Origin of the sequence: Gordonia sp. CPCC 205515, from assembly GCF_048537925.1 — a bacterium.
Taxonomy (GTDB): Bacteria; Actinomycetota; Actinomycetes; order Mycobacteriales; family Mycobacteriaceae; genus Gordonia.
The window spans coordinates 70341-84140 of sequence record NZ_JBCLVJ010000012.1; the positions used below are offsets into that span (position 1 = coordinate 70341).

General features: G+C 67.0%; 11 protein-coding genes. All 11 read left to right on the top strand.

The genetic code is table 11. The features are described from left to right. Positions 1-103 precede the first annotated feature (103 nt). Positions 104-1486, top strand: a complete 1383-nt coding sequence (locus AAFP30_RS19675; protein ID WP_419231689.1) for an LLM class flavin-dependent oxidoreductase — start codon at positions 104-106, stop codon at positions 1484-1486. Between the two features lie 34 nt (positions 1487-1520). Beyond that, the gene (locus AAFP30_RS19680) at positions 1521-2705 is read left to right on the top strand and encodes a CaiB/BaiF CoA transferase family protein (RefSeq protein WP_419231743.1); all 1185 of its coding nucleotides are present in this window, start codon (positions 1521-1523) and stop codon (positions 2703-2705) included. 24 nt (positions 2706-2729) lie between these two features. Continuing rightward, positions 2730-3680, top strand: a complete 951-nt coding sequence (locus tag AAFP30_RS19685; protein WP_419231690.1) for an HpcH/HpaI aldolase/citrate lyase family protein — start codon at positions 2730-2732, stop codon at positions 3678-3680. Between the two features lie 122 nt (positions 3681-3802). Then, the gene (gene mdo, locus AAFP30_RS19690) at positions 3803-5074 is read left to right on the top strand and encodes an NDMA-dependent methanol dehydrogenase (RefSeq protein ID WP_419231691.1); all 1272 of its coding nucleotides are present in this window, start codon (positions 3803-3805) and stop codon (positions 5072-5074) included. 140 nt (positions 5075-5214) lie between these two features. Next, the gene (locus tag AAFP30_RS19695) at positions 5215-6276 is read left to right on the top strand and encodes a MadB family AAA-type ATPase (protein WP_419231692.1); all 1062 of its coding nucleotides are present in this window, start codon (positions 5215-5217) and stop codon (positions 6274-6276) included. A 5-nt stretch (positions 6277-6281) separates the two neighbouring features. Then, complete coding sequence (gene madC / locus AAFP30_RS19700) at positions 6282-7820, top strand: MadC family VWA domain-containing protein (protein WP_419231693.1); 1539 nt, start codon at positions 6282-6284, stop codon at positions 7818-7820. Between the two features lie 62 nt (positions 7821-7882). Further along, positions 7883-8080: a zinc transporter Slc39a7 gene (locus AAFP30_RS19705; protein WP_419231694.1), complete on the top strand. Its 198-nt coding sequence runs from the start codon at positions 7883-7885 to the stop codon at positions 8078-8080. Positions 8081-8150: 70 nt separating this feature from the next. Then, the gene (locus AAFP30_RS19710; RefSeq protein WP_419231695.1) at positions 8151-8738 is read left to right on the top strand and encodes a L,D-transpeptidase; all 588 of its coding nucleotides are present in this window, start codon (positions 8151-8153) and stop codon (positions 8736-8738) included. 57 nt (positions 8739-8795) lie between these two features. Then, the gene (locus tag AAFP30_RS19715) at positions 8796-10145 is read left to right on the top strand and encodes an 8-oxoguanine deaminase (protein ID WP_419231696.1); all 1350 of its coding nucleotides are present in this window, start codon (positions 8796-8798) and stop codon (positions 10143-10145) included. Further along, positions 10145-10963 carry an FAD binding domain-containing protein gene (locus AAFP30_RS19720; protein WP_419231697.1) on the top strand — a complete coding sequence of 273 codons (819 nt, stop codon included), beginning with the start codon at positions 10145-10147 and terminating at the stop codon, positions 10961-10963. Before AAFP30_RS19715 ends, AAFP30_RS19720 begins: the two co-directional genes overlap by 1 nt. Next, on the top strand, positions 10960-13743 hold the full coding sequence (locus AAFP30_RS19725) for a molybdopterin-dependent oxidoreductase (RefSeq protein WP_419231698.1): 2784 nt from the start codon (positions 10960-10962) through the stop codon (positions 13741-13743). The genes AAFP30_RS19720 and AAFP30_RS19725 overlap by 4 nt, the downstream gene beginning before the upstream one ends. The last annotated feature ends 57 nt before the right edge of the window (positions 13744-13800 follow it).

Genomic DNA, 13800 nt, shown 5'->3' on the forward strand with positions numbered 1-13800 from the left:
ACACTTTCAGTGCATCCTAGCGGCCGCCAGATCTTGACTCACCATCGATTCTCGACTAAATATATCAATTACCAACTGATATATTGATGAATCGGAGACCTTCATGTCCGACGCTCGACGAACTGATCAACTGACCCTGGTGGCTTTCATGCAGGCGTCCAATGTGTCCGTGTACTCGGGGTCCTGGCGCTACCCGAGCAATACCTCCGACTACCTCGATCTTCGCTACTACCAACGGATTGCGCGGGTTCTCGAGGAGGGCCGCTTCGACCTGATGTTCTTCGACGATCGACTCGCCATGCCGGCCATCTACGGCGATTCGGCCGACGAGGCGGTGCGCTACGGCGCCCGGCCCATCAAACTCGACCTGACCGCGATCCTGGGCGCTGCAGCCGCCGCCACCGAGCATCTCGGACTGGGTGCGACCTATTCGACCACCTATTACGAACCGTTCCACGTGGCGCGCACCTTCGCCACCCTCGATCACCTCAGCGGCGGACGCGCCGCGTGGAACGTCGTCACCTCGGTCAACGACGCCGAGGCACGCAACTTCGGCGTCGATCAACACACCGAACACGATCGGCGCTACGACCGCGCCGAAGAGTTCATCGAGGTCGTCGAGCACCTCTGGGACTCGTGGGAGGACGACGCCATCGTCGCCGATCGGGAGTCGGGGGTCTTCGCCGAACCCGACAAGGTGCATGAACTCAATCATCGCGGCGAGTTCTTCTCGGTGCGTGGACCCTTGACCGTGCCCCGCACCCCGCAGGGGCGGCCGGTGATCATCCAGGCCGGCCAGTCCGGCCGAGGGCGCGACTTTGCCGGGAAATGGGCCGATCTCATCTTCACCGGCGACCCGAGCCAGGCCGTGGCGGCCGAACACTACGCGCAGCAGAAGGAGATCATCCGGGCGGCCGGTCGCGATGGCGACCAGGTCAAGATCCTGCCGATGGTCTACGTCATCGTCGGCGAGACCGAGGCTATCGCCCGGGAGAAGGAGTCGGTCTTCCTCAACGAACTGGTGCATCCCAACGCGTCTCTGGCGCTGCTCTCGGAAGTCACCAACCACGACTTCTCCGGCTACACCCTCGACGATGTCGTGACCGACGAGTTGGTCGACTCGATCTCCGGCATCCGCGGTCTCGTCCAGGGAGTCAAACGCCACATCGGCGATCAGCCGCTGACCCTGCGTGTGCTGGCCAATCATCGCGCCACCCTGCTGCAGGGACCCCGATTCGTGGGTACCGGACGCCAGATCGCCGACCAGATGGACGACTGGTTCCAGTCCCGCTCGTGTGACGGATTCGTCGTTGCCGCAACACATTTCCCCGGCGCATTCGAGGACTTCACCCGCCTCGTCGTACCCGAGCTGCAGAGCCGAGGACTCATGCGCACCGAGTACACCGGCGCCACCCTGCGCGAGAATCTCGGCCTCGCGCGACCGGCAAACGTCTTCGCCGAACGCGGCGAGGTGGTCGGTGTCTGACGCGACCGACCACGACTCCCCGCCCCGCAGCACCATGCTCAGCGGCGTCCGCGTCCTGGACATGGCGACGCTGGCCGCGGCTCCCCTGGCCGCGACCTACCTCGGCGAGTTCGGCGCGGACGTGATCAAGGTGGAGCAACCCCAGGGTGGTGATGCCATCCGCGGGTGGGGTGTCCAGCGCGACGGAGTCGGATTGATGTGGAAAAGCCTGGGCCGCAACAAGCGTTCGGTCACCGTCGATCTACGCACCACCGACGGACAGCAGCTGGTACGCGACCTCGCCGCCCGCTGCGACGTCGTCATCGCCAACACCCGTCCGCAGACGCTGCGCACCTGGGGCCTGGACTACGCGAGTCTGGCCGCCGACCATCCGCAACTGGTGATGCTGCACGTCACCGGATACGGATTGAGCGGCCCCAAGAGCGATCGACCCGGATTCGGCACCCTCGGCGAGGCGATGAGCGGTTTCGCCCATCTCACCGGCGAAGCAGACAGGCCACCGACGCTGCCGCCCTTCATGCTGGCCGACGGTGTCGCGTCACTCAACGCCGCGTACGCGATCATGATGGCCCTCTACCACCGCGACGTGCACGGCGGTGGCGGTCAGCTCATCGACATCAATCTCGTGGACCCCTTGGCGCGGCTTCTCGAGCAGTCGCTGCTGACCTACGACCAGACCGGGACCATTCCGCACCGCTCCGGCAACCGATGGGATATCTCCGCCCCGCGCAACACCTATCGGACCAAGGACGATCGATGGCTCGCGTTGTCGGCCAGCGCGCCGAGCATTGCGCAGCGCGTGTTCCGCGCGATCGGACGCGACGACCTGGCCACCGATCCCGACTTCGCCGATGCACAACGCCGACTCGGACGAGCCCGCGAGGTCGACTCGATCGTCGCCGACTGGGTCTCGCAGCAGACACTCGCCGAGGCGATGCGCGTCTTCGAACTCGGAGAGATCGCCGCCGCCCCGGTGTACGACGTCAGCGACCTGATCGATGACGAGCAGATGGCCGCACGCGGCGTGTTCGTTCGCATCGACGACGACGAACTGCAGAGCATGCTCGTCCAGGCGCCGGTCCCCCGCTTCTCACAGCACACCGGAATCGTCGACGCCCTCGGCCCGACACTCGGGCAGCACACCGACGAAATCCTCGGCGAGGTCCTCGACCTCGCCCCGGCCCGCATCGCCGAACTGCGCGCCAACCGGGTCATCTGACACCCCACATCCACAGGAGCACAAGTGATCACCCCACGCACACCGATCCGTCGTCGATCCGAGCTCGCCACCCCGGCCACCAACGAGCACATGTTCGCCAAGGCTGCGGCATCCGACGCCGACCTGGTCTTCCTCGACCTCGAAGACGCCGTCGCCCCGGCCCACCGCGAAGCCGCTCGCACGACCGCGGTCACCGCACTCACCGACTTCGACTGGGGCACAACCGCGAGAGCCGTCCGCATCAACGGCATCGACACCCACTGGGCCTACGGCGACATCATCGAAGTGGTCACCGGCGCACGAGACACACTCGACACGATCATCATCCCGAAGGTCACCGCAGCCCGCGACGTCTGGTGGGTCGACGTACTGCTCGGGCAACTCGAGAAATCGATCGGCCTCACCCGGCAGATCCGACTCGAAGTGCTCATCGAGGACGTCGCCGGTGTCGCCCACGCCGAAGAGATCGCCACCGCCAGCCCCCGATTGGATGCACTGATCTTCGGCGCCGGTGACCTGAGCGTCTCCCAGCATGCCCGCGTCGACACCAACTTCACTCCCCGCGACTTCTATCCGGGAGACTTCTGGCACTACGCACGCATGACCGTCCTGACCGCCGCACGGGTCGCCGGGGTGCTGGCAATCGACGCACCGTACCCCGACTTCGCCGACCGCGACGGCTACTTAGAGGCCGCCCGGAACGCCGCCGCTCTCGGATTCGACGGCAAGTGGGCCATCCACCCCACACAGATCGATCTGGCCAACTCGGTGTACTCCCCGACCCCCGAAGAGATCGATCGGGCCCGTCGCAATATCGAGGCATACCGCGACGCCGAGGCGCGCGGGTTCGGCGCCACCAGCGTCGATGGTCAACTGGTCGACGCCGCCCACATCAAACTCGCGGAGGCCGTACTCGCCCAGGTGGACGGCGACACCCCCGACCGCGCCTGCCCACCTGTCCGAAACGACAGGTAGTCCACTCACCCCTAAGCCTGAACATATGTGTATGTGAACAGGTAATCTTGTGTGGAGTGTGATCTGTCCAACATGGTTGAGGGGCATCACGATCAATTCACCTCGCAAGGGAGTTTGACCACATGGCCATCGAGCTCAACCAGATCTGGGACTTCCCGATCAAGGACTTCCACCCGTTCCCCAACGCCAAGATCGGTGTCGGCGCCCACGACATGCTCGGCGTCGAGGCCAAGAATCTCGGCATGACCCGCGTCCTGCTCATGACCACCGGCCTGCGCGGCTCGGGCATCATCGAGGAACTCAAGGGCAAGATCGAATACCAGGGTGTCGACGTCGTCCTCTACGACAAGGTGGAGTCCAACCCCAAGGACTACAACTGCATGGACGCCGCCGCGCTGTACCAGTCCGAGAAGTGCGACGGCATCATCTCCGTCGGCGGCGGCTCGAGCCACGACGCCGCCAAGGGCGCCCGTATGGTGATCGCGCACGACGGCCGAAACATCAACGAGTTCGAGGGCTTCTCCAAGGCCACCAACAAGGAGAACCCCAAGCACATCGCGGTGTCGACGACGGCCGGCACCGGCTCGGAGACCTCGTGGGCCTACGTCATCACCGACACCTCGGACATGAACAAGCCGCACAAGTGGGTGGCCTTCGACGACACCTGCCTCGTCGACCTGGCGATGGACGACCCGCTGCTGTACTACAGCTGCCCCGAGCACTTCACCGCGTTCTGCGGCTTCGACGTCCTGGCGCACGCGAGTGAACCGTACGTGTCGCGGCTGGACTTCGCGCCGTCGCTGGGCAACGCCAAGTACTCGATCGAGCTCATCCGCGATCACCTGCGCACCGCCGTGTACGAGCCCCGCAACCTCGAGGCCCGCACCGGCATGATGCACGCGCAATACATTGCGGCACAGGCGTTCAACTCCGGCGGCCTGGGCCTGATCCACTCACTGTCGCACGCGGTGAGCGCCTTCTACGACAGCCACCACGGCCTCAACAACGCGATCGCCCTGCCGCGCGTGTGGGAGTACAACCTGCCCTCGCGGTACGAGCGCTACGCCGACATCGCCCGACTACTGGGTGTCGACACGTCCAAGATGACCACCGTGCAGGCGGCCGACGCCGCGGTCGAGGAAGCCATCCGGCTGTCCAAGGACCTCGGCATCCCGGACAACTTCGGGCAGGTCAGCGTCACGAGCTACGACAAGAACCGGATGAACACCGGCAAGTACGAGGGCCGCGGCGAGACCATGGACACCTCGGACAAGCAGATCCGCGCGATCTCCGAGCACATGATGGATGACTGGTGCACGCCGGGCAACCCGCGCGAATGCACCGTCGAATCGCTGATCCCGATGGTGACGCATGCGATGACCGGAAGCTACTGACCCAGTAGCGTCCCCTGAACGTCGGTGGTGGGCACTGCCGTCGAGCGGCCCGGGTGAGGTGGTGCACCACCTCACCCGGGCCGTGCCCTATCCCCAGTCACACATCCACACCTGTTGTCCGAGAGACGAATTGAGGAGAAATGTCCGTCATGCCCGCCCTGTCCGAGCCACTGACCACCTTCGATACGGTCGACGATCTCACGGCCGCGCTCAGTGCGCAGGGCTACCTCATCGACGACGATCTGGCCGTCGTCGTGCATCTGGCCACCTTGCTGGACCGACCGCTGTTACTCGAGGGGCCGGCCGGGGTCGGCAAGACCGAATTGGCCAAGGCGTTGGCGGCGGCATCCGGGCGTGAGTTGATTCGGCTGCAGTGCTACGAGGGGCTCGACGAGGCGCGGGCCCTCTACGAATGGGATTACGCGCGGCAACTGCTGCATGTGCAGATGTTGCGGGACCGCATCAGCAGCGAGCTGGCCGCCGAGTCCAGCTTGTCCTCGGCGTCGGCGGCGTTGGCGCGCACCGACGTCGGGGTCTACACCGAGGACTTCCTGGTTCCGCGACCGCTGCTCGCGGCGATCATGTCGACCGTCCCGACCGTCCTGCTGGTCGACGAGATCGACCGGACCGACGAGGCGATGGAGGCGGTGATGCTCGAGGTGCTCGCCGAACGGCAGGTCACCGTACCCGAACTCGGCACCTTCACGGCCCGCTCGGCACCGTGGGTCATCTTGACCTCCAACGACACTCGCGAACTCTCCCCCGCCCTCAAGCGTCGCTGCCTGCATTTCCAGGTCGACTATCCGTCGGTGGATCGCGAACGCCGCATCGTCGCGGTGCGGGCACCGGAGGTCGAGGAGGCGATCATCGGTCGGGTCGTCGAGCTCGCCCGGGATCTGCGCGAACTGCCATTGCGCAAGAGTCCGTCGATCGCCGAGGTCATCGACGCCGCCCGTGCCGCGTCGTTCCTCGAGGGCACGACGTCCACCGGCGCCGCGGACCGCTCAGCGGTCGATCGGGCGCTGCTGGCGTTGCTGGTCAAGTTCGGCACCGACCTCGAGGTTGCCCGACGGGCCCTGGAAGCTCCAGTCGCCCGCGATCCGCGCGCCGGGGAGATCGGTACCGACGGGTCGACGCCGCGAGGCACCGTGACCGCGACCGCGTTCGGCGCCGGACGGGCCCGTAGTTCGCAGCGGCGGTGACGGCGGTGACGATCATCGACGAGCCTGCAGTGTCCGCGGACCGCACCCGGGTGCTCGATCTGCTCGCGGTGCTCTTCGGCCAGATACTGCGCCGCTGCTCGGTGGCGGCCTCGCCGGCCGAGGTCATCGAGATCCGGCGCACGCTCGCCATCGTCGGTGCCGCCGATCTGGGCGTCCTGCGTGCCGCGCTGTGCAGTGTGTGCGTGAAGTACACGCACGAGTCGGCGGGCTTCGACCGCGCGTTTGACGTGTTCTTCCGCGGCACCGAACACGTCGCCGCGGACGAGTCATTGCCGCGCCCCCGAGGCGCCGCCGCAGACCTGCCCGAGGACGTGGTCTGGGAGGACGAATTCGAAGGTGCCGCACGGCGAATCGGCGCCGACGAGCACACCGACGAGATCGGCGAGCTGATGGTCGACGACCCCGACGCGACCGAACGCAACGCCGAGAGCGCCCATCGCGAGGAGAACGACTTCACCGTGTCCTCCGGTGCCGAACAGCTCGGCGTCGATCCGGACAGCGAGTCGGTCGCCGGCGGCATCACCTACACCGTGGAGCTCGACGAGGCGGACTCCGGTTCGGTCGGCGAGCTGGTCGGGTCCGCCACCCGGGTGCGCGGCACCCCGCTCGGGCTCACCGGAGCCGCGGCCATCCTGCGCGCCCTCGACGCCTACGACGCCCGCCGCGCGTACGGTACCGACGGCGCCGAAGGCCTCGACGACCATCGCCGAGCCGAACTCGAGCGCGCACTTGCAGCGTTCATCGACGCACTCGCGGAGCGACTCGATGGCGAACTGGCGGTGATCACGGATCCCGGCGAGGCGCCGTCGCAGAACACCGATCAGGCGGAGATCGATCGCGCCTGCCATCGGCTGGTGCAGCGTATGCGTGGCGCGCCGCGACGGGTCGTGCGGCGCGGTGACCGCGGTGGTCTGGACATCCGACGGACCATGCGCGCGTCGGTGACCACCGACGGTGTGCCGCTGGAACTCTGGCGTCGGCGTCGCTCCCCGGGACCGGTCCGGCTGCTCATCCTGGTCGACGTGTCGCTGTCGGTGCGGCCGGTCACCGGCTTCATCCTCCGACTGGCGCAAACGCTGCATCGGATGGGCGACCGATGCGAGGTCGTCGCCTTTGTCGACCGTCCCGTCCTGGTCACCGCGGCGCTGCGCGCGGCCCACGCCGATGCCGCGCTGGCCGCGGTGCTGGCCGCCGACGGACTCGACCTCGCCGCGACCAGCGACTACGGCACCATGTGGAACGAGCTGCTGGACCAGTACGGCGACCTGATCACCCGCCGCACCTCCGTTCTCGTCGTCGGCGATGCCCGCAGCAACGGATTCGATCCCCGCGTCGATCTGTTCGCCGAGGTGTCGCGTCGCGCACATCGAATCGCCTGGGTGACTCCGGAGCCGTCCCGCTACTGGACCCAAACAGGTTGTGCAATGGACGATTACGCCGATCACTGCGCGGGAGTCGTGGATGCCCGCGACGGAGCCGAGATGCTCGGCCGGGCCGACGACCTGGGAGACGCACTGAGCTGATCTCCTCGGCGAGGCGGCACACCTCTGGACCGTCGCGTCCGGTTGAGCTAACGTATCTACGTATGAATGCAGATAACAGTATCGGAGTGCATACGCACGAGCACACCCACGACGGCACGACGCATACCCACGCGCACACCACCCATGCCCACACCCACGTCACACATGAGCACACCCACATCCACGACGGTGTCGAGCACACGCACACCCATGTGCACCAGGAGGGTCTGACGTCCGAACACGCCCACAGCCACGGCTGATGCCGAGGACGAGCGGTCGCGGAGGGCGACCGTTTCGACCCATGGCGTTCGCACGTGCATAATCGGGCTCGTGGTCTGGTCCGGAAGCAAGCATGTCGCCGACTGGGACCGCATCTGGCTTTCGGTCCTGACCGTCACCGTTCTCGTCGTGAGCGTGCTCGTCGTCGGGCAGTTGATCCTCGGTACTGCCGAACCGAATCCGGTGGCGGCCCGTCCCGTCGCCGCCCCGACGACCACTGCCCCGACGCCACCGCCGCCCCCGGCCTGTGGCAGCAACCGCGCCGGGAAACTGGTCAAGGTCAGCATCTCCGACCAGCACATGTGGCTCTGTGACGGACGCAAACAACTGTCGGATTCACCCGTGACGACCGGCAGTTCGAGCTTGGGTGCGGGAACTCCGGTCGGCAACTTCCACGTCGCCGATCACGAACCCAACCGCTATCTCAGCGGCCCTGGCTACCGGGTGTTCGTGCACTACTGGGTGCGACTGTTCGGCGACATCGGCTTCCACGATTCGTCATGGCAGAAGTTCTCGTATGGCGACATGACACGCTACAAGCTCGACGGATCCCGCGGCTGCATCCACGTCCCCAGACCCGCGATGGCCCGGCTCTACGACTGGGCCGGCGACGGGACCGCGGTGTCGATCGTCGCATAACAGCCGCCGGACATGCGGTGACGGCTGGTTCGTCGTAGCGTGATTCCGGTGTCCCCCATGACGTTGATCGAGAACACTCAGGTCATCACGGTTGACGCCGAGCGCCGCGAATTGTCGCACGCATCGGTGGTGATCGACGGGACCCGTATCGTCTCGGTCGGCGACACCCCGGACCGGTTGCCCGACGACACACTCCGCGCCGACGGCACCGGATGCGTGCTCACCCCCGGCCTGATCAACACCCATCACCACCTCTATCAGTGGATCACCCGCGGCCTGGCCGCCGACCACACCTTGTTCCAGTGGCTGACGACGCTCTATCCCATCTGGGCAGGGATCGACGAGGACGCGGTGCGGACGGCAGCGCTCGGCGGACTCACCCAGCTCGCCCTGTCCGGATGCACCACCACCACCGATCATCACTACGTCTTCCCGCCGCGGGGCGGTGACCTGCTCGGCGCGGAGATCGACGCCGCCGCCACCGTCGGCCTGCGGTTCCATCCGACCCGTGGATCGATGGATCTGTCGGAGAAAGACGGTGGGCTGCCACCGGATTCGGTGGTGCAGACCCTCGACGAGATCCTCGCCGCCAGTAGCAATGCGGTCGCGCGCTGGCACGATCCGAGTGCCGAGTCGATGCTCCGGATCGCGCTGGCCCCCTGTTCCCCGTTCTCGGTGACCACCGACCTGCTGCGCGAATCCGCGCTACTGGCACGCGAACTCGGCGTACGGATGCACACCCATCTGGCCGAGTCGCTCGACGAGAACACCTACTGCGACGAGCACTTCGGTTGCACCCCATTGCAATACATGGAGTCGGTCGGCTGGGTCGGTGACGACGTGTGGTTCGCGCATGGCATCGAGTTCGACGACGCCGAGATCGGCCGCCTGGCCGCCACCGCCACCGGGGTCGCACACTGCCCCACCTCGAATGCCCGGTTGGGCAACCGGATCTGCCGCACCCGCGACCTCGTCGACGCGGGCGTGCCGGTCGGCCTGGGCGTCGACGGTGCGGCATCCAGCGAGTCATGTCGGCTGCTCGAGGAGGCGCATCAGGCGGTGCTGATGGCTCGCGCCAAGGACGGGCCGACCGCCCTGACCACCCGCACCGCAATGGAATTGGCGACGATCGGTGGCGCCCGGGTGCTGGGGCGCCACCACGACACCGGGTCGATCGAGGTCGGCAAACTCGCCGATCTGGTGCTGTGGGATCTCTCGACGGTGGCGCACAGCGGGATCGACGATCCGGTCGCCGCCCTCGTTCTGGGTGCGATCCCGCCGATCGCCGGCACCTGGGTGAACGGCCGCCGCATCGTCGCCGACGGCACCATGCTGACCGTCGACGCCGAGCGGGTGGCCGCCGATGTGGCCCACGAGCATCGTCGACTCCTGGCGAAAGCCGGCTGATGGACCTCAACACCGTCACCGGCTACCGCTACGCCCATACTCGCGACGACCTCGCCCTCGCACCCGGCGAACGGTTCGTCGCGGGCGGCACCTGGATGTTCTCCGAACCCCAGGTCGCCACCACCGGTCTCGTCGACCTCACCACCATGGAGTGGCCTGCGACCGAAGAACTTCCCGGCGACGGCCTGCGCATAGCGGCGACCTGCCCGATCGTCGAGATCACCCGACTACCGGCGCATCCGGCGTGGCGGGCGCGTCCCCTGTTCGCGCAGTGCGCGAACGCCTTACTGGCGTCGTTCAAGATCTGGAATGTCGCCACGGTGGGCGGCAACATCTGCCGGTCGTTCGCCGCGGCGTCGATGGTGTCGCTGACCGCCGGCCTCGACGGGGTGGCGCTGATCTGGACACCGGACGGCGGTGAACGACGAATCCCGGTGCCCGAGTTGATCACCGGCAACGGAACCAACACCCTGCGACAGGGTGAGATCCTCCGTGCGGTCGATATTCCCGGGCACATGATGCGGGCGCGCACGGGTTTTCGCAAGATCGCGCTCGCCGAACTCGGCCGCTCGGGCGCGGTGATCACCGGCCGCATCGACGACGACGGCAGTGCTGTCTTCGGGATCACCGCGGCCACGGCACGACCAATCATGCTGCGGTACAGCGCTTGTCCGGAACCCCAGACCCTGCGTGCCGATGTGCTGGCCGCCGATGGCTACTACACCGACCCCCTCGGCGCCGCGGATTGGCGGCGCGCCGTGTCGGCAACCCTCGCCGAGGAGATTCGCATCGAACTCGCCGACGGCGGGTCACCATGAAGTACACCATCAACGGCGAATCCCACTCGGAGACACCGCGCCCCGGACAGTGCCTGCGCACCTTCCTGCGCGACGCCGCGCATTTCGAGGTCAAGAAGGGCTGCGACGCCGGCGATTGCGGCGCGTGTTCGGTCCTCGTCGACGGCACCCCGGTGCACTCCTGCATCTTTCCCGCGCAGCGCATCAACGGACACGACGTCACGACAGTCGCCGGCCTCGGCACCCCCGACGATCTGCACCCGATGCAGCAGGCCTTCGTCGACAACTTCGGCTTCCAGTGCGGCTTCTGCACCGCCGGCATGATCGTCACCGCCTCCACGCTGACCCCCGACGACCTCGACGACCTCCCCCGCACGATGAAGGGAAATCTCTGCCGCTGCACCGGCTATCGCGCGATCCGGGACGCCATCACCCAGGGCGTAACCCCGCCCGCCGACAGCAACCAACTTTCCGCCCACAGCAACCACTCGTGCGCCGACAGCAACCAGTTCTGCGCCGACAGCAACTCCGTCGGCCGCGCCGTCACTCCCCCGGCCGCACGTCGAGTCGTGACCGGCACCGAGCCCTACACGTTCGACACCTCCATCACCGACCTGCGCTACCTGCGCGTCCTCGGTTCGCCACACCCACACGCCCGCATCCTCGCCATCGACACCACCGCCGCGGCGCGAGTCGACGGTGTCGAACTGATCCTCACCCACGAGAATGTACCCGCCACAAGGTTTTCCACCGCGCGTCACGAACACCGAGAAGACGATCCGGACGATACGCGCATCCTCGACGACGTTGTCCGCTTCGTCGGCCAACGCGTCGCCGCGGTCGTGGCCACCACCGCCGCTGCCGCCGAGGATGCCTGCCGGCTGATCGAGGTCACCTACGAACCGCTACCCGCGGTCTTCGACCCCGAGGAGGCACGCAGCGCCGGAGCACCGCGACTGCATCCCGACCGCACCCCCGCCGATCGGGTGGCGCATGCCGACCGCAACACAGTCGTCGCGTTCCACGAGGGCTTGGGCGGTGATATCGAAGCGGCACTGGCCGATTCGCCGGTCACCATCTCCGGCGCCTGGCGCACGTCGCGAGTCGCCCACGCCCAGTTGGAAACCCACGGCGCCCTCGGCTGGCTGGACGACGACGGACGCCTGGTGATCCGCTCCAGCACCCAGGTGCCGTTCCTGGTGCGCGACGAACTCGCTCACATCCTCGACCTGCCCGCGGAGCAGATCCGGGTGCTGACCGCCCGGGTCGGCGGCGGCTTCGGCGGCAAGCAGGAGTTGCTGACCGAAGACCTGGTGGCCCTTGCCGTCCTGCGCACCGGAAAACCCTGCGCGTACGAGATGAGCCGCACCGAGGAGATGACCCGCACCACCTACCGGCACCCGTTCCGGGTCGCCGTCGACCTCGGCGCCGACACCTGCGGCCGTCTCACCGCCCTGAAGATCGACGTCCTCTCCGACACCGGCGCCTACGGCAACCACGCGATCGGCGTGCTGTTCCACGGCTGCGCCGAATCGGTCTCGGTCTACAACTGCCCGGTCAAGCACGTCGACGCCGAGGTCGTCTACACCAACAACCCGCCGTCGGGTGCCTTCCGCGGCTACGGCCTCGGCCAGGTGATCTTCGCGATCGAGAGCGCCCTCGACGAACTCGCCGTCGAACTCGACCTCGACCCGTTCCAACTGCGGCGCATCAACGCGGTCGCCGACGGCGACCCACTGCTCATCGCGCATCCCGAACCCGAGGCCGACATGGTGTACGGCAGCTACGGACTCGACAAGTGTCTCGACCTTGCCCAGCGAGCCCTGCTACGCGGCAGCGGAATCGAACCACCCCAGGGTCCGCAGTGGCGCGTCGGCGAGGGTATGGCACTCGCCGCGATCGCCACCATGGCGCCACGCGGCCACATCTCCCGGGCCCGGGTCTCGGTCGGCGCCGATGGCATCTACGACGTCGGCGTGGGCACCGCCGAGTTCGGCAACGGCACCACCACCGTGCACACCCAGATCGCCGCGACCACGCTGGATACCACGCCCGAGCGAATACGTCTGCACCACGGCGACACCGACGCCGCCGACTACGACACCGGCGCCTTCGCGTCGGCGGGCATCACCGTCGCGGGCAAGGCGCTGCATGCCGCGTGTACCTCATTGCGCGAGAAGCTCATCGACGCGGCGGCCACCATCACCGGCGCCGCACCCGATCTCGTCATCCTCGGCCCCGACGGCGCGTTCGTCGGCGAGCGGCTCGTGAGTTTCGGCGAGTTGACCGCCACAGCGGGTACCGATGGCCGCGTCGTCGCCGACGGCGAAGAGAACGGCGACCTCCGCTCGATCGCGTTCAACGTCCACGCCTTCCGGGTCGCGGTCAACACCGACACCGGAGCCGTGCGCATCCTGCAGTCGGTGCACTCCGCCGACGCTGGCACGGTGATCAACCCGCAACAGTGCCTAGGACAAGTGGAGGGCGGCGTCGCGCAGGCCATCGGGTCGTCGCTCTACGAAGAAGTCATGCTGGACAACGGCGTGCCACAGACCCCGGTGTTCCGCACCTATCGGGTGCCGCAGATGGCCGACATCCCGACCACCGAGGTCTACTTCGCCGACACCTCCGACGACCTCGGCCCATTCGGCGCGAAGTCGATGAGCGAATCACCGTACAACCCTGTTGCCCCCGCGCTGGCGAACGCGATCCGCCGAGCGATCGGAGTGCGCCCAGACGAGTTGCCGATGTCCCGCGATCGCATCTGGCGCCTCCTTCCCCACGACGAGTTTTTCGGCTAACCGAACTTTTCTCTTCGATCGTGTTGAAACTTGAGTGCAGCTGTGCGAAATTAAGGG